At 75.7% G+C, this 23,695-nt stretch carries 24 protein-coding genes; 8 read left to right on the plus strand and 16 right to left on the minus strand.

Features of this window, described 5'->3' with window-relative positions; translation table 11 throughout:
* Positions 1-2: 2 nt before the first annotated feature.
* From FSW04_RS02710 to FSW04_RS02725, 4 genes are read right to left on the minus strand one after another with little or no spacing between them, the layout of a single operon-like run.
* Positions 3-635 carry a TetR/AcrR family transcriptional regulator gene (locus FSW04_RS02710; protein WP_146915982.1) on the minus strand — a complete coding sequence of 211 codons (633 nt, stop codon included), beginning with the start codon at positions 633-635 and terminating at the stop codon, positions 3-5.
* A complete protein-coding gene (locus tag FSW04_RS02715) occupies positions 632-1,963 on the minus strand; it encodes a cytochrome P450 (protein WP_146915984.1) in 1,332 nt (443 codons plus the stop codon). Before FSW04_RS02715 ends, FSW04_RS02710 begins: the two co-directional genes overlap by 4 nt.
* 56 nt (positions 1,964-2,019) lie before the next feature.
* On the minus strand, positions 2,020-3,105 hold the full coding sequence (locus tag FSW04_RS02720; RefSeq protein ID WP_146915986.1) for a citrate synthase 2: 1,086 nt from the start codon (positions 3,103-3,105) through the stop codon (positions 2,020-2,022).
* The gene (locus tag FSW04_RS02725; protein ID WP_146915988.1) at positions 3,102-3,752 is read right to left on the minus strand and encodes a CGNR zinc finger domain-containing protein; all 651 of its coding nucleotides are present in this window, start codon (positions 3,750-3,752) and stop codon (positions 3,102-3,104) included. The genes FSW04_RS02720 and FSW04_RS02725 overlap by 4 nt, the downstream gene beginning before the upstream one ends.
* A gap of 53 nt (positions 3,753-3,805) precedes the next feature.
* On the opposite strand from FSW04_RS02725, the gene FSW04_RS02730 reads away from it, so the two are divergent.
* Positions 3,806-5,242: an amidase gene (locus FSW04_RS02730; RefSeq protein ID WP_146915990.1), complete on the plus strand. Its 1,437-nt coding sequence runs from the start codon at positions 3,806-3,808 to the stop codon at positions 5,240-5,242.
* A 34-nt stretch (positions 5,243-5,276) separates the two neighbouring features.
* Here the strand turns inward: FSW04_RS02730 and FSW04_RS25570 are convergent, their stop codons facing one another.
* From FSW04_RS25570 to FSW04_RS25575, 3 genes are all read right to left on the minus strand, one after another.
* Complete coding sequence (locus FSW04_RS25570) at positions 5,277-5,576, minus strand: hypothetical protein (RefSeq protein ID WP_187369188.1); 300 nt, start codon at positions 5,574-5,576, stop codon at positions 5,277-5,279.
* A gap of 203 nt (positions 5,577-5,779) precedes the next feature.
* The gene (locus FSW04_RS02740; RefSeq protein WP_146915993.1) at positions 5,780-6,667 is read right to left on the minus strand and encodes an NAD(P)H-binding protein; all 888 of its coding nucleotides are present in this window, start codon (positions 6,665-6,667) and stop codon (positions 5,780-5,782) included.
* Between the two features lie 30 nt (positions 6,668-6,697).
* Positions 6,698-6,856 carry a hypothetical protein gene (locus tag FSW04_RS25575; RefSeq protein WP_187369189.1) on the minus strand — a complete coding sequence of 53 codons (159 nt, stop codon included), beginning with the start codon at positions 6,854-6,856 and terminating at the stop codon, positions 6,698-6,700.
* Positions 6,857-7,054: 198 nt separating this feature from the next.
* On the opposite strand from FSW04_RS25575, the gene FSW04_RS02745 reads away from it, so the two are divergent.
* Positions 7,055-7,318 (plus strand): 4Fe-4S dicluster domain-containing protein, encoded by a 264-nt coding sequence (locus tag FSW04_RS02745; RefSeq protein ID WP_146915995.1) that lies wholly within the window; start codon positions 7,055-7,057, stop codon positions 7,316-7,318.
* A 247-nt stretch (positions 7,319-7,565) separates the two neighbouring features.
* Here the strand turns inward: FSW04_RS02745 and FSW04_RS02750 are convergent, their stop codons facing one another.
* On the minus strand, positions 7,566-8,723 hold the full coding sequence (locus tag FSW04_RS02750) for an Mrp/NBP35 family ATP-binding protein (RefSeq protein WP_228430829.1): 1,158 nt from the start codon (positions 8,721-8,723) through the stop codon (positions 7,566-7,568).
* A 65-nt stretch (positions 8,724-8,788) separates the two neighbouring features.
* Here FSW04_RS02750 and FSW04_RS02755 point away from each other — a divergent pair, with 65 nt between their 5' ends.
* Positions 8,789-9,481: an AzlC family ABC transporter permease gene (locus tag FSW04_RS02755; protein WP_187369190.1), complete on the plus strand. Its 693-nt coding sequence runs from the start codon at positions 8,789-8,791 to the stop codon at positions 9,479-9,481.
* Complete coding sequence (locus tag FSW04_RS25580; protein WP_187369191.1) at positions 9,478-9,783, plus strand: AzlD domain-containing protein; 306 nt, start codon at positions 9,478-9,480, stop codon at positions 9,781-9,783. The genes FSW04_RS02755 and FSW04_RS25580 overlap by 4 nt, the downstream gene beginning before the upstream one ends.
* A gap of 93 nt (positions 9,784-9,876) precedes the next feature.
* On the opposite strand, the gene FSW04_RS02760 is transcribed toward FSW04_RS25580, so the two are convergent.
* From FSW04_RS02760 to FSW04_RS02770, 3 genes are all read right to left on the minus strand, one after another.
* A complete protein-coding gene (locus tag FSW04_RS02760) occupies positions 9,877-10,461 on the minus strand; it encodes a hypothetical protein (RefSeq protein WP_146916000.1) in 585 nt (194 codons plus the stop codon).
* Positions 10,462-10,781: 320 nt separating this feature from the next.
* Positions 10,782-11,807 (minus strand): zinc-dependent metalloprotease, encoded by a 1,026-nt coding sequence (locus FSW04_RS02765; RefSeq protein ID WP_146916006.1) that lies wholly within the window; start codon positions 11,805-11,807, stop codon positions 10,782-10,784.
* A 2-nt stretch (positions 11,808-11,809) separates the two neighbouring features.
* Complete coding sequence (locus FSW04_RS02770) at positions 11,810-12,658, minus strand: inositol monophosphatase family protein (protein ID WP_187369192.1); 849 nt, start codon at positions 12,656-12,658, stop codon at positions 11,810-11,812.
* A gap of 20 nt (positions 12,659-12,678) precedes the next feature.
* Between FSW04_RS02770 and FSW04_RS02775 the strand changes: the two genes are divergently transcribed.
* Positions 12,679-15,960, plus strand: coding sequence for an ATP-dependent helicase (locus tag FSW04_RS02775; RefSeq protein WP_146916010.1), 3,282 nt, complete (start codon positions 12,679-12,681; stop codon positions 15,958-15,960).
* A gap of 10 nt (positions 15,961-15,970) precedes the next feature.
* Here FSW04_RS02775 and FSW04_RS02780 read toward each other — a convergent pair whose 3' ends face one another.
* From FSW04_RS02780 to FSW04_RS02795, 4 genes are read right to left on the minus strand one after another with little or no spacing between them, the layout of a single operon-like run.
* Positions 15,971-16,984, minus strand: coding sequence for a hypothetical protein (locus tag FSW04_RS02780; protein WP_146916012.1), 1,014 nt, complete (start codon positions 16,982-16,984; stop codon positions 15,971-15,973).
* A complete protein-coding gene (locus FSW04_RS02785; protein ID WP_146916015.1) occupies positions 16,981-17,616 on the minus strand; it encodes a hypothetical protein in 636 nt (211 codons plus the stop codon). Before FSW04_RS02785 ends, FSW04_RS02780 begins: the two co-directional genes overlap by 4 nt.
* Before the next feature lie 46 nt (positions 17,617-17,662).
* Positions 17,663-18,769, minus strand: a complete 1,107-nt coding sequence (locus FSW04_RS02790) for a trans-sulfuration enzyme family protein (protein ID WP_146916017.1) — start codon at positions 18,767-18,769, stop codon at positions 17,663-17,665.
* Entirely contained in the window at positions 18,766-20,163 is a 1,398-nt protein-coding gene (locus tag FSW04_RS02795) for a cystathionine beta-synthase (protein ID WP_146916020.1), read from the minus strand. Before FSW04_RS02795 ends, FSW04_RS02790 begins: the two co-directional genes overlap by 4 nt.
* Before the next feature lie 100 nt (positions 20,164-20,263).
* Between FSW04_RS02795 and FSW04_RS02800 the strand changes: the two genes are divergently transcribed.
* Complete coding sequence (locus tag FSW04_RS02800) at positions 20,264-20,761, plus strand: Lrp/AsnC family transcriptional regulator (RefSeq protein ID WP_146916024.1); 498 nt, start codon at positions 20,264-20,266, stop codon at positions 20,759-20,761.
* 139 nt (positions 20,762-20,900) lie between these two features.
* On the opposite strand, the gene FSW04_RS02805 is transcribed toward FSW04_RS02800, so the two are convergent.
* Positions 20,901-21,791, minus strand: a complete 891-nt coding sequence (locus tag FSW04_RS02805) for a PAC2 family protein (RefSeq protein ID WP_146916027.1) — start codon at positions 21,789-21,791, stop codon at positions 20,901-20,903.
* A gap of 45 nt (positions 21,792-21,836) precedes the next feature.
* On the opposite strand from FSW04_RS02805, the gene FSW04_RS02810 reads away from it, so the two are divergent.
* On the plus strand, positions 21,837-22,757 hold the full coding sequence (locus FSW04_RS02810) for an HDIG domain-containing metalloprotein (RefSeq protein WP_228430833.1): 921 nt from the start codon (positions 21,837-21,839) through the stop codon (positions 22,755-22,757).
* A 127-nt stretch (positions 22,758-22,884) separates the two neighbouring features.
* The gene (gene otsB / locus FSW04_RS02815) at positions 22,885-23,691 is read left to right on the plus strand and encodes a trehalose-phosphatase (protein WP_146916029.1); all 807 of its coding nucleotides are present in this window, start codon (positions 22,885-22,887) and stop codon (positions 23,689-23,691) included.
* The last annotated feature ends 4 nt before the right edge of the window (positions 23,692-23,695 follow it).

Consider the following 23,695-nt stretch of genomic DNA (forward strand, 5'->3'; position numbering starts at 1 on the left):
CCCTAGCGCGGCGCCCGCGCGCCCCCGGCCGCCCCGATCGTGAACAATCCGAGCATCGACGAGAACAGCTCGTCGGGCACGGTGTCGGGCTGCACGAGGCGCTCGAAGGCGACCCCGTTGGCCATCGCCAGGACCATCGTCGCCAGCTGCTCGTACGGCACCCCGGGATCGAGGCCGCCGGCCTCGCCGCGCCGGCGCAGCAGCTCGGCCATCCGCTCGCGCATCGCGGCGTAGCGCGGCAGGAGCTGAGCGCGGAACGTCGCGTCGCGCGAGGCGTGCAGCCCGGCCTCGATGAACAGCCGCGACCACTCGGGGTCCAGGTTGAGGTGCTCCACGAAGTCGCGCCCCGCCGCGCGCGCCTGCTCCACGGGCGCCTCGTCCGTCGACAGCGCGCGGTCCAGCTCGGCCAGGCGCGCGGCGAAGCGCACGTCCATCATCTCCAGGAAGAGCTCCTCCTTGGAGGCGAAGTTCGCGTACACGGCCCCCTTGGTGAAGCCGGCGTCGGCGGCGACCTCGTCGACCGAGGCCTGCGCGAGGCCCCGGCGCGCGAAGACGCGCGCGGCCGCGTCGAGCAGGCAGCGCCGCGTGTGCTCCTGGCGCTGCTTGCGGGTCGGGACCCCGGCGGCGCGGGTCACGCGGCCGACGGCATCGCGACGTCCGGCGCGACCCGCGTGGCCACGACCTCGCCGCCACGGTCGGGCACGAGCGTGATGACCCGGCGCCCGACGTGCTCGTTGGCCGGCTGCGACGGCGCCAGCCGGACCTGCGAGACCAGGACGCCGAGGACCGCCCGCAGCTCGGTCTCGGCGAAGCTCGCGCCCAGGCAGCGGCGGACCCCGCCGCCGAAGGGCAGGAAGGTGTAGGGGTTGGTCCGCACCCCCAGCCAGCGCTCGGGCCGGAAGGCCATCGGCTCGGGGTAGAGGTCGCCGCGCCGGTGCACGAGGTGGATGCTCGGCGCCACCTTCGTGCCGGCCGGCATCGCGATCCCGCCGATGGTCTGGGGCTGCGTGAGCCGGCGCCCGACGAACGGCAGCACCGGGCGCAGGCGCAGCGTCTCGCGGATGACGGCGTCCACGTACTCCTCGCCGCCGGCGCGCGCCTCCTCGGTCAGGCGCTCGAGTGCTGCCCGGTGGCGCGTGAGCCGCTCGACCGCCCAGGCCAGCGCGGTCGCCGTCGTCTCGTGCCCGGCGACGAGCAGCGTGACGAGCTCGTCGCGCAGCTCGGCGTCGTCCATCGGGCTGCCGTCGTCGTGGCGGGCGAGCAGCAGCATGGACAGGACGTCGTCGCGGTCGGCGAGGTCGTCGCGGCGGCGGTGGTCGGCGATGACCTCGGCGATGACCGCGTCGACGGGGTCCAGGAGGGAGGCGAAGATCCGGCGGCGCTCGGCCCGGATCGGCCCGTTGACCAGCAGCCGGCGCATCTCCCTCGGCGTGGCCGTCGTCTCGAGGAAGTGCGTCAGCCGGGTGCGCAGGCGGGCCAGGCGCGGATCGCCCTCGTCGACGCCGAAGACGATGCGCATGATGACCTCGAGGGTGAGGGCCTGCATGCGGGGCTGGACGGCGAACGGCACCCCCGTGGGCCACCCGGCGATCTCGCGCTCGGCGATCTCGCGCATGAGCCCGACGTGGCGGCGCATCTTCCCGCCGTGGAAGGGCGGCAGCAGGAGCTTGCGCTGCGAGAGGTGGGCGGCGTCGTCGAGGAGCAGCACCGACTTGTGCCCCAGGAAGGGCAACAGGATGATGTTGGCCTCGCCGGCGTGGTAGACGGCCGGGTCGCCGGTGAAGACCTGCTTGACGTCGGCGGGGTCGGCGAGCACGACGAACGTGTCGCGCCCGATCTTGATGCGGAAGACGTCGCCGAAGGCGGCGTGGGCCCGCTCCACGAACGGGAGCGGGCGGCTTGTCCAGCCGAGGGTCTGCATGGCCCGCGGCATGCGCGGGCCGGGGATCGTCGCGGTTGCCATGACGTACCGGACGGTATTCGCATACCGTCCGGTATGTCAACGCCGGAGGGTCCTACCTAGGCCGGGAGCGGCCGCGGCGCGTGGCCGGCGTACAGCGCGGTCGGGCGGATGAGCCGCGCCTCGCGCTTCTGCTCGAGGATGTGGGCCGACCAGCCCGCCACGCGCGCGCAGGTGAACATCGGGGTGAACAGCTCCGGCGGCACCTCGGCGGTGTCGAGCACGACGGCCGACCAGAACTCGACGTTCGTGGCCAGCACGCGGTCGGGGCGCCGCGCGGCCAGCTCGGCCAGGGCGGCCTTCTCGAGGGCCTCGGCGACCGCGTAGCGCTCCGAGCCGATCTCCTGCGCGGTGCGGCGCAGCACACGGGCCCGCGGGTCCTCGGCCCGGTAGACGCGATGGCCGAAGCCCATGAGGCGCTCGCCGCGATCCAGCGCGTCCTTGACCCAGCGGTCGGCGTCGCCGAGCTCCTGGACCTCGTCGAGCATCTTCAGCACGCGCGAGGGCGCACCGCCATGCAGCGGACCGCTCAGCGCGCCGATGGCGGCCGACAGGGCCGCGGCGACGTCGGCGCCCGTGGACGCCACGACGCGCGCGGTGAACGTCGAGGCGTTCATGCCGTGCTCGGCGGCCGAGATCCAATAGGCGTCGATGGCCTTGGCGTGGTCGGGATGGGCCTCGCCGCGCCAGCGGATGAGAAAGCGCTCGGCCAGCGTCGAGCCCCGGTCGACCTCGGACTGCGGGACCCACGGGCGGCCGAGCCCGCGGGCGCTCTGGGCCACGAAGCTCAGGGCCATCGCCGAGGCGCGGGCGAGGTCGTCGCGCGCCTGCTCGTCGCTGATGTCGATGAGCTGGCGGAAGCCCCACTCGGGGGCCAGCGCGGCGATCGCGGCTTGGACGTCGACGCGCGAGTCGCCCGAGCGGACGGTCAGCGGATGCTGCTCGGCCGGGGCCAGGCCGGGTGCGAGCGCGTCGTCGACGAGCAGGCCCCAGACCTGCTCGTAGGGCACGGCGCCGACGAGGTCCTCGATGTCGACCCCGCGGTAGCGCAGCGCGCCACCCTCCTTGTCGGGCTCGGCGATCTCGGTCGCGAACGCGACCACGCCCTCCAGACCCGACTGCACTCCCTCGATGACGTTGCTCATGCTGGCTCCTGGGTTCGTTGACGCTCACGCGCGCGGTGGCGGCGGGCCTTGGCCTCGTTGCCGCAGGTGCGCATGGAGCACCAGCGCCGGCGGCCCGCCGGGGAACGGTCGAAGAAGCGCCCGCTGCAGGTCTCGGACTCGCAGATGCGCATGCGGTCGCGCTCACCGGTGCCGAGCATCCGCGCCGCGTCCAGCGCGACCATGCCCAGCGCGCGGCGGGGCGAGTCGGCGGCGGCGCGCTCGGTCAACAGCGTCGCGCCGCCGTCGGCCACGAGCTGGGGGCGCGCGCCCGCGAACACGAGCCAGTCGTCGACGACGCGCACGGCCGGCGCGGGCGGCGGGCGGCCCTCGATGCCGGCCACGATGAGCGTGTCGATGGCCTCGCGCAGCTCGCGGGCGCCGAGCAGCACGGACCCGGGCACGGCCACGGGGTGCTCCATGACCCCGGCGCGCACGAGCCAGGCCGACAGGTCCTCCGGCGTGACGAGGGTCTCGACGCTGCGGCGCCAGCGCTCGCGGTGCGTGTTGACGAAGTCGACCGCCGGGCGGCCGCCCGACCAGTACCACCAGGGGGCGCCGGAGGCGAGGGGCAGGACGAGGTCGGCGGGGAGGTCGCGATCGGTGATAACCCCATGATAGCGCTCCATGGGGTTACGGTTGCCCGGAGCGGGTGCCGACGTCGCCGGGGTAGGGTCCGCCCATGTCCGCCGCCGCAGGGTCCGACCTGCTCCTCCGCCCCGTCGACGAGCTCGCCGCGCTCATCCACGGCGGCGACCTGCGCGCCCGTGACCTCGTGCAGGCGTCGCTGGACCGCATCGAGGAGCTCAACCCCTCGCTGAACGCCTTCGTCGACGTGTTCGCCCAGGACGCGCTCGCCGAGGCCGACGCCATCGGCCCCGAGGACTCGCGCCCGTTCGCGGGCGTCCCCATCGCCGTCAAGAACAACCGCGCCGTGCAGGGCCGGCGGCTGACCTTCGCCTCGGCGTTCGCCGGCGACTTCATCGCGCCCTACGACCACAATGTCGTCGCACGCCTGAAGGCGGCGGGCTTCGTCATCGTCGGCACGACGACGCTGCCGGAGTGGGGCATCCTGCCCACGACGGAGACCGCGCGCTTCGGGCCGACGCGCAACCCGTGGGACCAGTCGCGCACGACGGGCGGCTCCTCCGGCGGGTCGGCCGCGGCCGTGGCGGCGGGCATGGTGCCGATCGCCCACGCCAACGACGGCGGCGGCTCGACGCGCATCCCCGCCGCCTGCTGTGGGCTCGTCGGGCTCAAGCCCCAGCGCGGGCGCATCTCGCTGGCGCCCGAGATCGGCCAGGCCTTCCTGGTCCAGGACGGGGTGCTGACGCGGACCGTGCGCGAGACCGCCGAGCTCCTCGACCTCCTCGCCGGGCCCACCCTGGGCGACATGAGCTGGGCGCCGCCGCCGGCCGAGCCGTTCGCGGTCGCCGCGAGCCGCGAGCCCGGCCGCCGGCGCATCGCGATGACCACGCTGCCCCCGGTGCCCGACGTCGAGGTCGACGCCGAGGCCGTCCAGGCCGTCCAGGACGCCGCGGCGCTGCTCGAGTCCCTCGGCCACGAGGTCGTCGAGGCCGACCCGCCGTGGGTCGACGCGACGCTCGAGCAGGCCTTCGTGCTGTCGTTCGGCCCGGCCGTGTGCACGCAGATCCGGCTCGCCGCGATGATCACGGGGCGCGAGCCGACGGCCGCCGACATGGAGCCGCTGAGCTGGGCGCTGTACGAGCTGTGCAAGAGCGTGGACTCGATCAGCGCGCTGCTGGCCGAGTTCCAGCTGCACGCCGCCGGCCGCGCGCTGATCTGCTGGGTCGCGGGCTACGACGCCCTGCTGACCCCCGCGCTGGCCGAGGCGCCCGTCCCCCTGGGCACGCTGGACCCGATGGACGCCGAGAACCCGCTGGGCGCCATGGCGCGGGCGGCGCGCTTCACGCCGTTCACGCCGGCGCTGAACATCAGCGGCCAGCCGGCGATCTCGCTGCCGCTCTACCAGCGCGAGGACGGGCTGCCGCTGGCCGTGCAGCTCATCGGCCAGCCCGCGGGCGAGGGCGAGCTGCTGGCGCTCGCCGCGCAGGTCGAGGCCGCCCACCCCTGGGCCGACCGGCGCCCGACGCTCTAGCGCCCGCGCCCGCGCCGCGGCCCGACCGGGTCGCTCAGCGCGGGTCCTCGTTCTGGGCGTCGGGGCCGTCGATCGGCTCGCACTGGGGGTCGGCCTGGCCGGGGCCCGTGCCGGGCCGGCACGTCGGATCCTGCTTGCCGGCGGCCGTGGTCGACGTCGTCGTCGGGCTCGTCGCGGTCGTCGTCGGGCTCGTCGCGGTCGTCGTCTCCGACGGGTCGGGCGCGGCGCTGCCGCCCGTGGCGGGGGTCGTCGGGGCGGTGATCGTCGCGGTGGGCGCGGCAGTGCCACCCGCCGACGAGGGCGTCGTCGCGGCCCCGGGCGTGGTCGCGCTCATGTCGGTCGCCGGACCGGCGGGCGCCGTGCCGGTCCCGGCCGGCGCCGTCGCGGTCGTGGCGGTGGCGGGGCGGCGGCATCGCCGGCGGGCGACGGATCGCTGCCGCCACAGCCCGCGAACGCGCCGCCGGCGGCCCCGATGACCAGGGCCGCGAGCACGGCGGCGCCGCGCGTGTGGAGCGAGGAGGGATGGACGTCACCCCATCACGAGTAGCAGCTGTCGCCCAGCACCGCGGTCATCGGCCGCGGGTCGACGCCGAGCGCTCGGGCGTCGGCGACGCCGCATGCGCTGATCATGGAGACCTCCATGAGCTCGGCCTGGTCCCACGTCGCCGGGGCCCGCGACCCCAGGATCGCCTCCGTCGCCCGCAGGACCCGCGAGACGACCGCCGTCGGGACGTGGACGAGCGGGCGCGGGCGGCCCGCGGCCTGCAGGAGGCGCCGGACCAGCTCGGTGTGGGTCACGACCTCGGGACCCGCGAGCTCGTAGCGCTCGCGCCCGTCGCCGCCCCCGGCGATCAGCGCGGTGACGCACGCGGCGACGTCGGCGGCCCAGATGGGCTCGAACCGGGCCCGCCCGCGCCCGCTCACCGGCACGACCGGGGCGAGCGCCATGTGGCCCAGCAACGTCATGAACACGTCGCCCGGGGCGTAGACGAGGGACGGCGCGAGGACGAGGCGCTGCAGGTCGGAGGCCAGGACGGCCTGCTCGGCCAGGGCCTTGGCGCGCAGGAAGCGCGTGCGGTCGTGGGCGCTGGCCGAGAGCGCGGAGAAGTGGATGAAGCGCTGGACCCCTGCGCGCTCGGCGGCCTGCACCAGCCGCCACGTCGCGATGCCGTTGAGCTCCTCGATGGACCCGCGCGGCTGGTCGCGGATGGCGGCGGCGAGGTGCACGACGGTCGTGACCCCACGCAGCGCGTTGCGGAACGACGGCGGGTCGGCGAGGTCCCCGAGCGCGATCTGCACGCGCACGCGGTCCGCGCCCAGACGGCGCGGGTCGCGCACCAGGCAGCGCACCGGCGTGCCGTCCGCGAGCAGGCGCGCCAGCAGCGTGGAGCCGACCAGGCCGGTGGCACCCGTGAGCAGGAGCATCGCCGCAAGGGTAGGCGGCGCGCCGGGCGCTCAGCGCAGGACGACGAGCGCGACGCAGCCCGCGACCGCGGCCAGGTCCGCGAGCAGCCACGCCCGGGTGGCGAGGCGGCGCGGCGCGGCGCGGGGTGACGGCGGCGGCGGGCACGTCGGGGCGACGGGCTCGGTGAAGGTTCGTGACGTTGCGTGCATCGGTGAGGGCGGCCGACTCCCTCGGCCGCCGCGCATTGTGCGGCGGCGCCGCGGCGGATGCCGGGGACGGTGCGAAGTCCTCGCTCTCGGGGTCAAAGCTCGGCGGAACCTGTGCAGCGCCCCCGCCCCGACCGGTCGGGGCCGGCTTTGGCAGAATGCCGCGTCCACCCCGTCGAACCCGCACGAGGACCGCGAGACATGGCCTACGTCATCACCGAGCCCTGCATCGGCACCAAGGACAACTCCTGCGTGGAGGTCTGCCCGGTCGACTGCATCCATCCGACGCCCGACGAGCCCGACTACGACTCGGTCGAGATGCTCTACATCGACCCCGAGGAGTGCATCGACTGCGACGCGTGCGTCGAGGCCTGCCCGGTCGACGCCTGCTTCGCCGAGGACCAGGTCCCCGACGAGTGGGGCAAGTTCGTCCAGATCAACGCGGACTACTTCAAGAAGGCCTGACGCCGCGCACGGGGCGCCCGTGGGTCCCGGGCGCGGGCGCTCGGGGCCAGGCGACATCGAGCTCGTCGCCGCGCCGGCGCACGGTGACGGTCGGCGTCCCCTCCGCACCAATGCGCCGCACGGGGGACCGCCACCCCGTGCCGGGCTGCCGCCAGGTCGCAGATCGCCGAGTCCGCGGCGCGTTGGGTCCCCAGATGGGGACACAAGGCGCCACGCGGTCCCGATCGCCCCGGGCGGGGCCGCGGTGTCAGCCGGCCATCGGCAGCGACATCCCCGAGGGCTTCGGGGGGATGACGTCCAACGTGGGCGCCGCGGCGGCGGCGAGGACCGGCAGGGCGATCGGCATGAGCGCGATGAGGCCGCGGGCGGCCTGGCGGATCGCCTGCGCCGCCGGGTCGTCGGGGTTCGTGCCGACCAGCGGCGCGCCCGCGTCGGCCTGCTCGCGCAGCGGCATCGTCAGCGGCACCTTGCCGAGCATGGGGACGTCGAGCTCGTCGGCCAGCTCCTGGCCGCCGCCCTCGCCGAAGATCGCGAAGCGCTCGCCCGACGGCGTGGTGAACGCGGACATGTTCTCGACGACGCCCGCGATGTCCAGCGACACCTTGTGGGCCATCTCGGCAGCGCGCCGGGCGACCTTCTGCGCCGTGGGCTGCGGCGTGGTGACGAGCAGGAACTTCGCGTCGGGCAGCAGCTGGGCCAGCGTCATCGAGACGTCGCCCGTGCCCGGGGGCAGGTCGACGAGCAGGAAGTCCAGCTCTCCCCAGTCGACGTCCTCCAGGAACTGGGTCAGCGCCTTGTGCAGCATGGGCCCGCGCCAGACCACCGCGCTGTCCTCGGCGACGAAGAACCCGATGGACATGATCTTCACGCCGTGGGACTCCAGCGGCAGGATCTTGCGCTCCGGCGAGACCGGCGGGCGGTCGCTGCCCAGCCCGAACATGCGCGGGATGGAGTAGCCCCAGACGTCGGCGTCCAGGATGCCGACCTTCTTGCCGTCGGCCGCCAGCGCGGCGGCGAGGTTGGCCGTCAGCGTCGACTTGCCCACGCCGCCCTTGCCCGAGCCGATGCAGATGACGTTCTGCACCTGCGCGAGGGCGCCGCTGGGCAGGTTGCCGCCGCGGCCGAGCTTGCGCTGCAGGTCGCCCTTCTCGGCGTCGCTGAGCACGTCGAAGGCCACGCTGACCTTCGCGACGCCGAGGTCCTGCACGGCCTTGGTGACGCCGTTCTGGAAGTGGCTGCGGATCGGGCAGCCCGGCGTGGTGAGCGACACGGTGACGGCGACGGCGCCGTCGGCGGCGATGTCGATCGAGCGGACCATGCCGAGCTCGACGATGTTCTCGTGAAGCTCGGGATCGATGACGGCCGTGAGGGCTTGCTGGATCTCGTCGCGGGAGGGAAGCGGCATGTGCACCATTGTCGCAAAGCTCGGGCACCACCAGACGCCGCCGGTGCGCCTAGCATGCCGCCCGCATGGCGGCCAGTGCCGGGCCGGAGCCCACCATCGACCCCTTCGCCCGCCGCGCGGTCGTCCGGCAGGGCCTGTCGGTCGGCCTGGCGACCAGCCTGTACGGCGTCAGCCTCGGCGCGCTCGGCGTCGCGGCGGGGCTGTCGGTCGGGCAGACGTGCCTGACCTCGCTGCTGCTGTTCAGCGGCGGCTCCCAGTTCGCGCTGGTCGGCGTGCTGGGCGGCGGGGGCAGCGCCGCCGCCGCGGTCGGCGCGGCCTCGCTGCTGGGGATCCGCAACATGATCTACGGGCTGACGATGGCCACGATCCTGCACCCGCGCGGCGCGCGGCGGCTCGCGGCGGCGCAGCTGACGATCGACGAGTCGACGGCGGTCGCGGTCGCCCAGCCCCCGGGCCCGGCGCGGCGGCTGGGGTTCTGGGTCACGGGGGCGACGATCTACGCGGGGTGGAACGTCGCGACGCTGGTCGGCGCGCTGGCCGGCGACGCGCTGGGGGACCCGCGGCGCTATGGGCTGGACGCCGCGGCCTCCGGGGCGTTCCTGGGTCTGCTGTGGCCGCGGCTGCGGGCGCGCGAGCCCATCGCGGTGGCGGTCGCGGCGGCGCTCGTGGCCGGTGCGCTGGTGCCCGTGCTGCCCGTGGGACTGCCCGTCGTGGCGGCGGCGCTGGTGGCGGTGGCGGCCGGGCTGCGGCGGCGATGACGGCGCTGGGCGCCATCATCGCTGCATCGGCGGCCTGCTACGGGCTCAAGCTCGCGGGCTACCTCGTGCCGGCCGCATGGCTGTCGCGCGCCTCCGTGGCGCACGTTCTGACGCTGCTGCCGGCCTGCCTGCTCGCCGCGCTCGTCGTGGTGCAGACGTTCACCTCGGGCGCGGCGCTGGCCCTCGACGCCCGCGCCGCCGGCCTGGCGGCCGCCGCCGCAGCCCTGCTGCTGCGGGCCCCGTTCCTGGTCGTGGTGATCGTCGCGGCGGCGACGGCGGCGCTGCTGCGCGCCGTGGCGTGAGCGGGCGCGGCTCGGAGGTCCGCAACGGCGACGAGCCGCCCGGGTGGGCGGCTCGTCGGGGGGAGGAGGTCCGCGCCGGGGCGCGGGATGCGGCTAGACGACGGAGGCGATGCGCTCCTGGACCGTCGTGGCGGCCTTCTGGCCCGCCGTGCGGCCCGTCTGGACGAGGTTCTCGACGCGCGAGGTGACGAAGTCGGCCTGGGCGGTGACGTCCTTGCCCGTCGTCGAGACCTGCTTGCCGAGCGACTTGGCGTCGCGCTGCAGGCGCGTGCGGCGCTGCTTGAGGTCGCGCTCGAAGCGGGTGCGGGCGGTGCTGCCACGGCGCTCGAAGCGCTTGAGCTCGGCCTCGAGGCGGCGGCGGCGGACCTGCAGCTCCTTCTCGGCCGCGGCGCGCGAGCCCAGCGAGGTGCGGAGGCCGTCGACGGCGCCGACGACGGCGTCCCGGGCGACGAGGGTGGCGCCCAGCGGCACGAGCACAGCGCGCTCTGCGTACTCCTGCACGCGGTCGACCGGGGTCTTGGCGAGCTCACGACGGGTCTCGGCGGCCATCTTGGCGGCCGTGGTGCGCTTGCGGGCCTCGGCGGCCTGGTTGGCAGAACGCGTGGCCGCGGCCTTCTTGGCGGCGGTCGAGCGCTTCGTCGCGGCGGTCTTGCGCTGCGTGGTGGCGGTGGTGGCCATGGTGTGCTCCTGGGGCTAAGGAAGTTAGAACTAAGTGCCGTTCGCCTGAGACTGTAGCAGCGAACACCTGTTTGTACGCATGGCGGTCGTGAAGGTTACGGGCCGAACCGATGTTCGGGTGGAGTTCGGGGGCGAACGGGCGTTTCTCGGTGCGGCGCGCGGGGGCCCAACCACTCTGGGTCGAACCGAGCGTGCATATGACACCCCACGCGACCCACGGAGTCGACGCAGGGCGCCTGGTCCGCCACCGAGTCGGATGAGACGACCCACGTCACCCGCCGACGACCATTCCTGCCCGCCCCGCCGCCGACGCCCCCGGCTCAGGCCGCCGGCGCGGTCCGCCGCAGCCATTCGGCCGGCGCGGCCAGCTCGGCCTTGGACGGCGCGAGCTCCGGCGCCGCCCAGGCGTCGCGCAGGCCGTCGGTGCCCCGCGCCTCCACGACGGCGTCGCAGAACACGCGGCCCTCGGCGTACTGGCGCATCTTGAGGTCGATGCCCAGCAGGCGGTCGAGGATCCGCAGCAGCGGGGGCCGGTCCTCGCGCCGGCGGTCCATCGCCGCGCGCAGCCCCTCGACGTCGTCCAGGACCCCGGCGCCCGCGTGGTCCATCGTCCATTCGGCGTGGCCCTCGACGAGGCCCATCGTCCCCTGGACGCGGTCGAGCAGGAGGCGCCGCTCGCTGCCCATCACCGCGCCGAGCAGGCCGCCCTCGCGCACCGACCCGGCCCACGCCTTGAGGTCGTCGACGCCGAGGCGCAGCAGCGCGCGCGGGTCGGGCCGCACGTCGAGCGCCGACAGCAGCTCGCGCAGCGTGCCGCCGAGGCGCTCGCGCAGCCACGGCACCGAGCCGAACTGCACCGCGTGGGTGACCTCGTGCAGCGTGACCCACGTCACGAGCTCGTCGCGGTCGGCCTTCAGCTCGGTCGCCGCCCGGTCCAGGTTGGGTCCGACGAGCATGAGCCGCGGCGCGACGGAGGCGTCGAGGAGGTCGAGCTCGTACTGGCCGAGGACCCGGCGCGCGAACATCCCCACCATCCCGCCGACCTCGGCGGCGACGACCGCGCTGACGGCGGCCTGCAGCGCGGCGGGCCCGCCCGTGGACGGCGCCCGGTCCAGCACGGGACCCAGCGTGGAGCGCATCGTCCGCAGGTTCGCGTCGATCCACGCCCCGCGGTCGACCCACTCCACCGTGGGCAGCGCGCCCGCGGGGACCAGCCCGGTGGCCGCGACGACCTGGTCGCGCGCGGCATCGGCGCGCTCCTGCAGGATCGCGGGCGCCACGGAGGCGGGCGCCTGGCCCGCGGTGCTCCGGGCGATCCGGGCGGCCAGCTTCCAGTCGACGTCCATGCTCAGGCCGCCGGCAGGGTCATGAGGCGGGCCAGCGACTCCGGGGAGCGCGCGGCCACCACCGGATGGCGGGGCTCGAGGTCCAGCGGCGCGGCCAGCGGCCCGTCCTCGCAGCCGACGAACGCGACGTGCCCGCCGGACTCGCGCACGATGAGCTGGGCCGCGGCGGCATCGACGGCGCGGCAGTTCCACAGGGAGGCCATCCCGTCCACGCGCGTCGTGGCCACCTGGCACATGGAGACGGCGATCGTCCCCAGCGCCCGCACCCGCCGGGTGCACCGCACGAGCTCGTCGGAGGAGCGCGCCAGCCAGCGCGGGTCGGCCGACTCGACGGCCAGCAGCTCCAGGCGCCCATCGGGCAGCCGCCGCTCGGGCGGCGGATGGGCGATGCGGACGTCGTCGAGGAACGCGCCGCCGCCGAGCTCGGCGCGCCACTCCTCCGACGGCCCGAGGTCGTGGACGAAGCCGAAGACCACGTCGGCCATCGTCGGTCCGGTGGCCACCGCGACCGACAGCGCGTGGTGCGGCAGCCCGCGCTTGGCGTTCAGCGAGCCGTCGATGGGGTCGACGACCACCAGGACGCCCGGGTCGCCGAAGTCGACCACGCCGCGCTCCTCGGCCACGACGGTGAAGCGCGCCCCCGCGTCGTACAACCCCTGCAGCTCGTCCATGACGCGCTGCTCGGCCTCGGCGTCGATGACGAGCGTCCGGTCGCCGCCCCCGCCGGTGAGGCCGGTCTCCACCACCCGCTCGGTGCTGGTGGGGTGCTCGCGGAGCACGGACCTGAGTCCCTCGGCCGCGCGCCGACAGGCACCGAGCCAGTCGTGGGCGAGCACGGGGTGGGCGGTCATGAGGGCCATATCCTAGGGTCGTGCCCGCTTCCCCCGGTGCGTTCACGCCCGAGGACCATCACGCCCGCAGCGCCATGGGCCCGCCCCTGGGCGAGCCGGCGCCTGCGACCGGGCCCGCGGAGGCCGCGGCCGCGGCCTCGGGCACCCCGGCCCTGACCGCCGACCAGCAGGGCGCGGTCGACCATCGCGGCGGCCCGCTCGTCATCCTCGGCGGGGCCGGCAGCGGGCGCACGCAGGCGCTCGTGGCCCGCTTCGCCGCGCTGGTGGCCGAGGGCGTCGCGCCCGAGGACATCCTGCTGCTGACCCGCACGGCCGCCGCCGCCGACGCCCTGCACGCCCGCGTCCACGACGCGCTGGGCGACCGGCCGTTCGAGGAGCTGCCGGTGCTGCCCGTGCACGGGATGTGCGCCCGGCTGCTGCGCGACGAGGCGCTCGAGGCCGGCATCGACCCGTTCGCGGTGACCGCCACGCCGGCCGACCGCCTCGCCCTGCTGCTGGACCGCGTCGACGAGCTGACGCTGCGCCGCCACGACCTGCGCGGCCGTCCCGCCGCCGTCCTGGGCGCCGTGCTGGCCCGGATCGACCGCCTCAAGGAGGCCGGCGTGCGCGCGGGGCGCTTCGCCGAGTGGGCTGCGACGCTGGCCGCCGACACCGAGCGCGGCGAGCGCGAGCGCGAGTTCGCGGGGCTGTTCGAGGCCCACGACCGCCTGCTGCTCGCCCACGGGCTGCTGGACTTCGGCGAGCTCGTGCTGCGCAGCCAGGAGCTGCTCGAGCGCCGGCCTCACGTCCGCGAGCGCACCGCCGCGCGGTGGCGCCACGTCCTCGTCGACGACCTCGAGGACCTCACCCCCGCCCAGGCCCACGTCGTCACGCTGCTCGCCGCCGAGCACGGCGACCTGGCCGCGACCGCCGACGACGACCAGGCCGTCGGCGAGCCGCGCGCGGTCGCCGCGCGCCTGCAGGCCTTCGTCGGGGGCGCGGTCGGCGGGCGCCCCGTGCACGTCGTGCGCCTCTCGCGCAGCCTGCGCTGCCCCGAGCGCATCGTGACCGCCGCCGAGGCCGTCGTCGCGCCGATCGCCGACCGGCTCGACGAGGCGCCCGACCGCATCGGCTCGGGCGCCGCCGGCGACGTGCGCCTGTGGCGCTGCGCGACGGGCCGCGCCCAGGCCCAGGGCGTGGCCGCCGCCGTCGAGCGGCTCGTGCGCGAGGGCACGCGCCCCGGGCGGATCGGCGTGCTCGTGCGCAGCGTGCGCAACGAGGGCCAGGAGCTCGCCGTCGCGCTCGAGGAGCGCGCGCTGCCCTACCGGCTGGCCGGCGCCGCCGCGTTCTTCGGGCAGGCCGAGGTCCGCGACGTCCTGGCGTGGCTGAGGCTCCTCGTCGACCCGGGCGACGCCGGCGCCGTCGTGCGCGCCCTCGCCCGCCCGCCGATCGAGCTGCACGCGGTCGACCTCGCGCGCTGCATCCAGATCGCCCGGCGCCGCAAGCTCGACATGGTGTCCGCCCTGGTGGCGGCCACCGAGTCGCCCCAGCTGCCGCCCGAGGCACGCGAGCGCGTGCTCGCCTTCCTCAAGCTGCACCGCCAGGCCGCCGCCGCGCTGGACACGACGCGCCCCGACCTCTTCGTCCACCGGCTCATCGAGCGCCTGGGCCTGCGCCGCCAGCAGGTCTTCGCCGCCCAGGCCGACGTCGTCGAGCGCCTCGTCAGCCTCGCCCGCGTCGGCGAGCTGGCCGCCTCCTACGCCCGCCGCGCCCCGCAGGCCACGCCGCGGGAGTTCGCGCGCTGGCTCGCCGCGGTGGCCGAGGCCGGTGGGATGCACGACGCCGAGGACGAGGACGAGGGCCAGCCCCGCGACGACGCGGTCGCGGTCCTGCCGCTGCACGCCGCCAAGGGCCTGGAGTTCGACCACGTCTTCGTCTGCGGCCTGCAGGCCTCGCGGATGCCCGGCGCCCGGCGCCAGCTCATCGAGCCGATCCCCGCCGAGCTGCTCGGCGACGCCGGCGAGGGCGACTCGCGCGAGGAGCACCTCGCCGAGATGCGGCGCGTCCTGCACGTCGCGATGACGCGCGCCCGGGAGGGCCTGGTCCTCGCCTACGCCGTGGCCTCCGAGCGCGGCTCGCCGCAGCATCCCTCGCCGTTCGCCGAGGAGGCCCGGGCCGCCCTGGGCGCCGAGTGGGAGGACGTCGAGGAGCAGCTCTTCGGACCCGACGAGGCGCTGCACGCCACGATCGGCCAGCTGCGCGACGAGCTGCTGGCCGACGTCCAGCAGATCGGCACGCGCCTGGGCGAGCTGCGCCTGGACACCGACCTCGACGTGGCCCACGGCGTCACGCGCTACCTCGAGCTGCTCAAGCTCTCGGCGCTGCTGGCGCGCCCCACCGGCCAGCCCGTCGCCGACGCGCTGCCCGGCATCAACGCCGCGATCCTGCAGGCCGCGACCGGCCAGCAGCGCGAGATCCTGCAGACCTCGTCGCTGGACGAGGTGCTCCTCGGGGCCGAGCGCGACGCGGGCGTGCGCGCCGCCGCGACCGCCGCGCGCCACGAGCCCTCGCTCGCGCCGTTCCTGCCGCGCCGCGGCGACGGGCTGGCGCTGTCGGCCTCCGACATCGAGACCTACCGCACCTGTCCGTTGAAGTACAAGTTCGCCCGCGTGTTCCGGGTGCCGCAGGAGCCGACGATCAACCAGCGCTTCGGCATCGTCGTCCACCAGGTGCTCGAGCGCTACCACCAGGGCTCCGACCCCCATCAGCCGCGGTCGATCGACGAGCTGCTGGGCCTGCTGGAGGCGGGCTGGCGGCGCAGCGGCTTCGGTGCCACCGACGAGGAGCGCCAGCTGCGCGGCAAGGCCGAGACCGCGCTGCGCCGCTACCACCAGCGCTTCCAGGCCGAGGACGCCGAGCCCATGTGGTTCGAGAAGTCCTTCACCTTCAAGATCGGCCCACACGTGCTGCGCGGCCGCGTCGACCGCGTCGACCGGCTGCCCGACGGCCGCTACGAGCTCATCGACTACAAGACGGGGCGCCCGCGGACGGCGGCCCAGCTGCGCGACGACGTGCAGCTGGCGCTCTACGCCGTGGCCGCGACGCAGGCCTGGGGCCTGGAGGCCTCCCGCCAGTCCTACCTGTACGTGTTGGACGACCGGAAGGTCCCGCTGCCCGACGACGGCGGTGACGCCGAGTGGATCTCGGAGACCGTGCTGGAGGTCGGCGACGGCATCCTCGGGCAGGGCTTCGAGCCCACGCCCTCCTATGCGGCCTGCTCGATCTGCGACTACCGCATCGCCTGTCCGGCCTCCGAGCGCTGAGCGTCCCGGCTCAGCCCAGGAAGCCGAGCAGCAGGCCGAGCACCAGGAACGCGAAGAGCACGAGCGCGCCGACGGCGAACCACGGGCTCAGCGACGGACCCTTGGCGTGGTGGCGCGGCGGGTCGGGCACCGCGGCGTCGGCCAGCCCTCCGGCCGCCCGCGCGACCGGCTCGAGGCGCAGGCGCTGCGTGGCGTCGTCGGCCGGCGCGGCCGTCGTCGGCTCGTCGCCGGCGGGCGCGGCCAGCGCGTCGAGGGCCAGGGTGGGCTCGGGGTCGCCGGCGGGCGGCGCGGCCGCGCGCAGCTCGGCGATCGTCTCCTGGGAGCGGCGGCGCTCCTCGGCCAGCTCGGCGCGCAGGACCTCGACGCCCTCGGCCTCGGTGCGCGCGCGGTCCTCGGCGGCCTGCGCGCGGTCCAGCGCCTCGCGCGTGCGCGCCGCCTCGGCCTCCAGGCGCGCCTGGACCTCGGCGACCCGCGCGTCGCCCGCCGCCTCGGCCTCCTGGCGCCGGGCCTCGGCCGCACGGGCGGCCTCCCCGGCCTGCTCGGCGGCCGCCGTGCGCTCGGCCTCCCGCGCCTGGTCGACGGCGGCGTCGAGCCCCGCGCGCGCGGCCTCGGCGTCGGCACGCGCCGCCGCGGCCTCGTCCTCGAGCTCCTCGATGCGGCGGCGCAGCCGGTTGGCCTCGCGCGCGATCGCCGCCGCGCGGTCGCCGCCCTCGACGACGTCGGGGAGGGGCAGGTCGAGCAGCGTGCCACGCACCCCGAGCGCGAAGCGCCCGTCCCGCAGCGCGGTGACCGGGACGGCGTAGGAGCTGTGCCAGCGCCCGTCCTGCTCGGCCGCGCGGACGGGCGCGAGCTCCAGCCGGGGCGCGTCGTCGTGCTCGACGACGAGCACCGGCCGGCGGGTGAAGCGCCCCGCCGGCGCCGCGAAGCGCCCGTCGAGCTCCACGACGGCGAGGTCGGCGCTCACGGGCGCCGCGGTGAAGCGCAGCAGCTCGAAGGCCGCGCGGTGGCGCACCTCCGGCGTCATGGGCGCTCGGCGTCGGGGGCCGGGTCCTCCAGCGCGGCGAGCGGCTGGGTGCGCTGCGGGTCCTCGGCCGCCGGCTCGGGCGCGGGCGCGGGCTCCGGCGCCGCGGCGCCGCGGGGCAGGAAGCGCCCCCGCCGCGGGACGTCGGGTACGAGCGCGTCGGCGGGGTCGACGGCGACGTCGGGGCCCGCCCCCGGATCCGGCCCGCCGGCGTCGCGCCGGTCGACGGCCGGCACCCGGCGGCGCGGGTCCTCCGGGCGCACCTGCACGGTGATGGAGATCGTCGCCAGTGAGAGGACGGCGCCGCAGGCCATGACCAACCCGGCGCCGAGCGCGAGCCAGGCGCCCGTGGCCGGGTCGCCGTCGCCCGCCGCGGGCGGCGCGTCGACGAGCTGGACGAGCACGATCACGATCGCGGCGCCCGGCACGCCCCAGGCCGCCCAGCGCGGAGCGGCGTCCGGGCGCAGCGCCACGGCCACCCCGGCGGCGGCGAGGCCGGCGAGCACGAGGTCGAGGGTCTCGAAGACCTGCCACCCCGTGGGGCCGGTGTCATACCACCTCAGGAACAGCGAGATGAAGAGCAGCGCGGCGCCGGCGACGAGCACGGCGCGACCCAGGTCGATCCGTCGAGGCATGCGACCATCATCCCCTCCGGTGCGGCCGGAGACACCCGGTCGGCGCTCAGGGGGCGCCGGCGATGGCCGCGCGGAGGTCCTCCACGAGGTCCTCCGGGGCCTCGACGCCGCAGCTCAGCCGGACGAGGTCGGCCGGCACGGCGGCGGCCGAGCCCTCGACGGACTGGTGCGTCATGGCCTGCGGGACCTCGATGAGCGACTCGACGCCACCCAGCGACTCGGCCAGCGTGAACAGCCGCGCGCGCCCGGCGATGCCGATCGCGTCGGGGTGGCGGAAGCTGACCATGCCGCTGAACCCGGGCCAGCGGACGTCGCTGACGCCCGGCGCGCCGCGCAGGAAGCCGACGACCGCCTCGGCGGCGGCCGCGTGGGCGGCCATCCGCAGGTGCAGGGTGCGCAGGCCGCGGTGCACGAGGAAGCAGTCGAACGGGCCGGGGACGGCGCCGATCGCGTTCTGGACGAAGCGCACCTGCTCGTGCACCGCCGGGTCGCGCACGACGACGGCGCCGCCGACGGTGTCCGAGTGCCCGCCGAGGTACTTCGTCACCGAGTGCACGGCCGCGTCGGCCCCGAGCTCCAGCGGGCGCTGGTTGACCGGCGTGGCGAACGTGTTGTCGACCGCGACGAACGCGCCCCGCGCCCGCTCCACGATCTCCGGGATGTCGACGACGTTGAGCATGGGGTTGGTCGGCGTCTCCACCCACACCACGCGCGTGGTCTCGGTGACCGCGGCGGCGACCGCGTCGAGGTCGGTCTGGTCGACCAGGGTGTAGGTCAGCCCGAACCGCGTGAGCACCTTGTCCATCAGGCGGTAGGTGCCCCCGTAGAGGTCGGCGGGCATCACGACGTGGTCGCCGGCCGAGCACACGGCGGTGATCAGCGCGTGGATGGCGGCCATGCCCGAGGAGAACGCCGAGCCCAGGCCGCCCTCCAGCACGCCGAGCGCGAGCTCCAGCGCCGAGCGCGTCGGGTTGGCGCTGCGGGCGTAGTCGTAGTCCTCGACGAACTCGCCCACCGCGCGCTGCGCGAACGTCGAGGTCTGGTGGATGGCCGGGATGACCGAGCCGTAGGTCGGGTCGGGCGTCAGGCCGGCGTGCACCGCGCGGGTGCCGAACCGCCAGGCATCGTCCCCCCCGCCGTCGGAGCCGCTCACCGGGCCAGCGCCTCGAGCAGGTCGGCGCGCGTGACGACGCCGGCCGGGCGTCCGCCGGCCATGACGAGCAGCGCCTGGCGGTCGCCGGCCAGCAGCGCGACGGCCTCGCGGACGGGGTCCTCGGCCGAGACCGCGTGCAGCGGTGGCTCCATGACGGCGGTGATGTCGGCCGCCAGCAGCGCGGGCTCGTCGACGGCGCGGGCCAGCAGGCCGCGCTCGCCGACCGACCCGATGACCGTCCCGGGGTCGTGGGCCGAGACGACGGGCAGCTGGGACACGCCGTGCTCGTGCAGCAGCGCGACGGCGTCGCTGACCTGCTGGTGGGCGGCGACGGTGACGAGCTTGGGCACGCCGCCCAGGCCCTCCTTGCGGGCCAGCACGTCGCCGACGGCCAGGTCGCCGGCGCGCTCGAGGAACCCGTACTGGGTCATCCACGCGTCGTTGAAGATCTTGCTCAGGTACGACCGGCCGCCGTCGGGCAGGACCACGGCGACCATCGCGTCCGGATCGTCGATGCCCTTGGCCACCTCGAGCGCGGCGACCAGCGCGGTGCCGCACGAGCCGCCGGCCAGGATGCCCTCCTCCATCGCCAGGCGGCGCGTCATGAGGAACGAGTCCTTGTCGGTGACGGCGACCCAGCGGTCGACGATGTCGCGGTCGAACGTCTCGGGCCAGAAGTCCTCGCCCACGCCCTCGACGAGGTAGCCCTTGACCCCGTCGTCGGAGGCGGCGCTGTAGATCGAGCCGACGGGGTCGGCGCCGATGACCTGGATGTCCGGGTTGCGCTCCTTGAGGTAGCGGCCGATCCCGGTGATGGTGCCGCCCGTGCCCACCCCCGCGACGAGGTGGGTGATGCGCCCGCCGGACTGCTCCCACAGCTCGGGGCCCGTGCTGCGGTAGTGGGCCTCCGGGTTGTGCTGGTTGAAGTACTGGTTGGGCTTGAACGCGCCGGGGATCTCGGCGGCCAGGCGGTCGGAGACCGAGTAGTAGGACTCGGGCGAGGACGGCTCCACGTTGGTGGGGCACACGACGACCTCGGCGCCGTAGGCGCGCAGGAGGTCGATCTTCTCCTTGGACATCTTGTCGGGCATGACCGCGATGACGCGGTAGCCCTTCAGCCGCGCGGCCATGGCCAGGCCGGTGCCGGTGTTGCCCGAGGTCGGCTCGACGATCGTGCCGCCGGGGCGCAGCAGCCCGTCCTGCTCGGCGGCCTCGATCATCGCGATCGCCGCGCGGTCCTTGATCGACCCGCCGGGGTTCAGCGCCTCGACCTTGGCCACCAGCTGCGGCGTGAGGCCCGCGCCCAGGCGCGAGAGGCGGACGAGGGGCGTGCCGCCGATCGCCTCGAGGATCGAGTCGCGGATGTCGGGGCGCGTCTCGAGTGCCGGTTCCATGGGCCTAGTGAAGCACTCATGCGGCCTGACCGCCAGACCACCGAAGATCCTTCGGTGCTCACCGTGCAATCTCGCAGATACTTCGTAGCCGTGTGGAAGAATGGAGGTCATGCCGAACGACCTGCAGCTCGACGACGTCGACCGCACGATCCTCGAGGCGCTGAGCGAGAACGCCCGCATCCCGAACAACCGCCTGGCCGAGCGGGCGGGCGTCGCGCCGTCGACGGCGCTGCAGCGGGTGCGGGCGCTGCGGGCGGCGGGCGTGCTGCGCGGCTTCCACGCCGAGGTCGACCTCGCCGCGCTCGGGCGCCCGCTGCAGGCGATGGTCGCGGTGCGGCTGGCCGTCCACCACCGCGAGCAGATCGACACGTTCACCGACCGCGTGCGCGGGCTGCCCGGCGTGCTGTCGGTCTTCCACCTCGCCGGCGCGACGGACTACCTCGTCTGGCTGGCGGCCGCCGACGCCCAGGACCTGCGCGAGTTCGTCGTCGGCCACCTCGCGACGGACCCGGCGGTGGCCCACGCCGAGACGTCGCTGATCTACGAGCACCGCCGCGGGCCCGGGATCTGGGGCGCCGCGGAGCCGGGCGCGGCCTGAGCCGGCCGCGCTGGAGCGCATCGAGGTCCGCAAGCCGGCCGAGGAGCTCCAGACCGCCGCCGCGTCGACCAACGACCTCGTCGCCGGCATGCAGGCCCAGGGTCCGTCTGCGGGTGTCGGCCCCCGGGGCCGGCGTTCGTCAGCGGCCGGCCACGTCGGGGCCCTCGGGGCCTCGCTGGCGCAGGAAGCGCTGGAACTCACGGGCGATGACGTCGCCGGAGGGCAGGTCGGTCGGGTCGGCGTCCTCCTCCTCCTCGGCGGCGGCCTTCTCCAGGCGCTCGACGAAGGCCTGGACGTCGGGGTCGGACTGGACCGCCAGCGACACCTGGCGCTCGTAGTCGCCCGCGGCGAGCTCGAGCTCCTCGGCGTCGACCGTCACGCCGACGAGCGACTCGAGCTTGCGCACGAGCGCGAGCGCCGCCTTGGGGTTCGGCGCCGCGGCGACGTAGTGCGGGACGCTGGCCCACAAGGAGGCCGACGGCACGCCGGCCTCCTGGCAGGCCGCGTGCAGGACGCCGACGATCCCCGTCGGGCCCTCGTAGCTCGTCGGGGCCAGCCCGAGGCGCTCGACGAGCGTGGCGTCGCTCGAGAGCCCGGTGATGCCCACGGGCCGCGAGTGCGGCACGTCGGCCAGCAGGGCGCCGAGCGTGACGACCATCTGCGTGCCCAGGGCCTCGGCGAGGTCGACGATGAGCTTGGTGAACGTGCGCCAGCGGAAGCTCGGCTCGGGCCCCGAGAGCAGGACGAGGTCTCGGGGGGCGCGCGGCACGCGCGCCTCGTAGATCTCCACGGACGGCCACTGCAGCTCGCGGGTCAGCCCGTCGACGAGCTGGACCCGGGGGCGGCTGGCCTGGAAGTCGAAGAACTCCTCGGGGTCGATCTGCGCGAAGCGCGAGGCCCCCAGCGATGCGCCGAAGAACCGGAGCGCGGCGGATGCGGCGTCGCCCGCGTCGTTCCAGCCCGTGAAGGCGCAGACGAGGGCGGGGGCGCGCAAGCCGTCGGGCCGGCTCTCCCAGATGAGCGGCTGCATCACGAGGACGGTAGCGCCATCCGGGCCGCGCTCCATCATGGGGCCGTGGCCGCCGCCCCGGACACCACAGCGCCGACCGCGCCCGCCATCGCCACGCTCCGCGCCGGCGACGAGCTGCGCGGGGTCTACGCCTGCACCCGCAAGGAGCGCCTGATGTCGCGCGCCGGGACGCCCTACCTGGCGCTCGAGCTGCGCGATCGCAGCGCCGCGATCCCCGGGCGCGTCTTCCGCGACGCCGACGTCGCCGCCGGCCGCTTCGAGCGGGGCGACCTCGTCACGGTCGCCGGCCGCGTGGAGCGCTTCCGCGACGAGCTGCAGCTCGACGTCACCGCGATCGCCCGCGCGCAGGCCGGAGAGGCCGACCCGGCCGCGTTCCTGCCGGTGGCCTACCGCGACCTCGACGAGCTCGACGGCTTCCTCGAGCACCTCGCCGGCGAGGTCCACGACCCCGGGTTCGCCGGCCTGCTGGCGGCCCTGCTCGGCGACGCCGGCCTGCGGGCCGCGTGGCGCCGCGCGCCGTGCACGCGCGGCGGCCACCACGCCTACCTCGGCGGCCTGCTCGAGCACACCGTCGCGGTGGGGACCCTGGCGCTCGAGGCCGCCCAGCTGCACCCGCGGCTGAACTCCGACCTGCTGATCACCGCCGCGCTGGTCCACGACCTGGGCAAGACCGAGGAGTTCACCTACGCCGCCGAGATCGGGCTCAGCGATGCCGGGCGCCTGCTCGGGCACGTCGAGCTGGGCCTGCGCCTGCTCGACGCGCGCGCCGGCCGCGTCGCCGGCCTGGACGACGAGCGGCGCCTCGCGCTCGCGCACTGCGTGCTGACCCACCACGGGCCCGACGCGACGGGCCGCGGTGGCGCGGGGCGCTTCGGCTCCCCCGAGGCGCTGACGCTCTACCGGCTCAACGCGCTGGACGCCTCGGTCAAGGGCGCGCTGGAGCACGGGCTCGGCCTCGACGGCTGAGGCCGACGACGACGTAGGACATCAACAACGCTCGCCTGCCCGCCCTCGCCGGCGGCGAGCCGCAACGTCCGTTGCGCCCGCCCGGCCACCGCCGGGTCCCGGCTCGGCATGCTGCGATGATAGGACCGTGCCCTCGACCGCGACCCTCGACGAAGCGCTGGCCCCGCTGCGGGCGGATCCCCGGCGGGCCGCCGTGCTGCTCGACATCGACGGCACGCTGGCGCCCATCGTCCGCCACGCCGACGACGCCCACGTCCCCGAGCCCACGCGGCTGCCGCTCATCGCGATCGCCAAGCGCTACGGCCTGGTCGCCTGCGTCAGCGGCCGGCGGGCCGCGACCGCCCGGCGCATCGTCTCCCTCGGGTCGATCACCTACGTCGGCAACCACGGCACGGAGATCCTGCGCGGCGGCCAGACACATCCCGAGGTCGACCCCGAGGTCGCCGCCTGGGGCCGCCGGGTCCGCGACTTCGCCGCGGGCGAGGAGCATCGCGACGACCTGCACCGGCTGCGCATCCGGCCCGAGGACAAGGAGGTCATCGTCGGCTACCACTGGCGGGGGGCTCCCGACGAGGCGGCCGCCAAGGAGGGCGTGCGCGCCCTCGCCCAGCGCGCCGAGGCGGCCGGGTTCGCCACGCACTGGGGCCGCAAGGTCCTCGAGGTCCGCCCGCCCGTGGACCTGCACAAGGGCAAGGGCATCGACCGGCTGCTGCTGGGCGTCGAGGTCGACGTGGCCCTCTACGTGGGCGACGACCGCACCGACATCGACGCGTTCGCCGCCCTGCGCACCGCGGTGGCCGACGGCCGCCTGCGCGAGGCCGTCTGCCTGGGCGTCCGCTCCGACGAGACGCCGCCCGAGCTCGAGGAGGCCGCCGACCTGCTCGTCGACGGCCCGCTCGGGGTCCGCGCGGTGCTCGAGCGCCTGGCGGCGTAGCGGC

It is taken from the genome of Baekduia soli (assembly GCF_007970665.1).
GTDB lineage: Bacteria > Actinomycetota > Thermoleophilia > Solirubrobacterales > Solirubrobacteraceae > Baekduia > Baekduia soli.

What these genes read in the sequence shown, in the direction of transcription:
- FSW04_RS02745 (WP_146915995.1), top strand. Translation starts at nt 7,055, where the DNA reads ATGGCCTACGTCATCACCGAGCCCTGCATCGGCACCAAGGACAACTCC.
- FSW04_RS25575 (WP_187369189.1), bottom strand. Translation starts at nt 6,856, where the DNA reads ATGCACGCAACGTCACGAACCTTCACCGAGCCCGTCGCCCCGACGTGC.
- FSW04_RS02750 (WP_228430829.1), bottom strand. Translation starts at nt 8,723, where the DNA reads ATGCCGCTTCCCTCCCGCGACGAGATCCAGCAAGCCCTCACGGCCGTC.
- FSW04_RS02805 (WP_146916027.1), bottom strand. Translation starts at nt 21,791, where the DNA reads ATGCAGCCGCTCATCTGGGAGAGCCGGCCCGACGGCTTGCGCGCCCCC.
- FSW04_RS02765 (WP_146916006.1), bottom strand. Translation starts at nt 11,807, where the DNA reads ATGGACGTCGACTGGAAGCTGGCCGCCCGGATCGCCCGGAGCACCGCG.
- FSW04_RS25580 (WP_187369191.1), top strand. Translation starts at nt 9,478, where the DNA reads ATGACGGCGCTGGGCGCCATCATCGCTGCATCGGCGGCCTGCTACGGG.
- FSW04_RS02795 (WP_146916020.1), bottom strand. Translation starts at nt 20,163, where the DNA reads ATGGAACCGGCACTCGAGACGCGCCCCGACATCCGCGACTCGATCCTC.
- FSW04_RS02730 (WP_146915990.1), top strand. Translation starts at nt 3,806, where the DNA reads ATGTCCGCCGCCGCAGGGTCCGACCTGCTCCTCCGCCCCGTCGACGAG.
- FSW04_RS02725 (WP_146915988.1), bottom strand. Translation starts at nt 3,752, where the DNA reads ATGGAGCGCTATCATGGGGTTATCACCGATCGCGACCTCCCCGCCGAC.
- FSW04_RS25570 (WP_187369188.1), bottom strand. Translation starts at nt 5,576, where the DNA reads ATGAGCGCGACCACGCCCGGGGCCGCGACGACGCCCTCGTCGGCGGGT.
- FSW04_RS02785 (WP_146916015.1), bottom strand. Translation starts at nt 17,616, where the DNA reads ATGCCTCGACGGATCGACCTGGGTCGCGCCGTGCTCGTCGCCGGCGCC.
- FSW04_RS02715 (WP_146915984.1), bottom strand. Translation starts at nt 1,963, where the DNA reads ATGGCAACCGCGACGATCCCCGGCCCGCGCATGCCGCGGGCCATGCAG.
- FSW04_RS02755 (WP_187369190.1), top strand. Translation starts at nt 8,789, where the DNA reads ATGGCGGCCAGTGCCGGGCCGGAGCCCACCATCGACCCCTTCGCCCGC.
- FSW04_RS02770 (WP_187369192.1), bottom strand. Translation starts at nt 12,658, where the DNA reads ATGACCGCCCACCCCGTGCTCGCCCACGACTGGCTCGGTGCCTGTCGG.
- FSW04_RS02740 (WP_146915993.1), bottom strand. Translation starts at nt 6,667, where the DNA reads ATGCTCCTGCTCACGGGTGCCACCGGCCTGGTCGGCTCCACGCTGCTG.
- FSW04_RS02760 (WP_146916000.1), bottom strand. Translation starts at nt 10,461, where the DNA reads ATGGCCACCACCGCCACCACGCAGCGCAAGACCGCCGCGACGAAGCGC.
- FSW04_RS02720 (WP_146915986.1), bottom strand. Translation starts at nt 3,105, where the DNA reads ATGAGCAACGTCATCGAGGGAGTGCAGTCGGGTCTGGAGGGCGTGGTC.
- FSW04_RS02800 (WP_146916024.1), top strand. Translation starts at nt 20,264, where the DNA reads ATGGAGGTCATGCCGAACGACCTGCAGCTCGACGACGTCGACCGCACG.
- FSW04_RS02780 (WP_146916012.1), bottom strand. Translation starts at nt 16,984, where the DNA reads ATGACGCCGGAGGTGCGCCACCGCGCGGCCTTCGAGCTGCTGCGCTTC.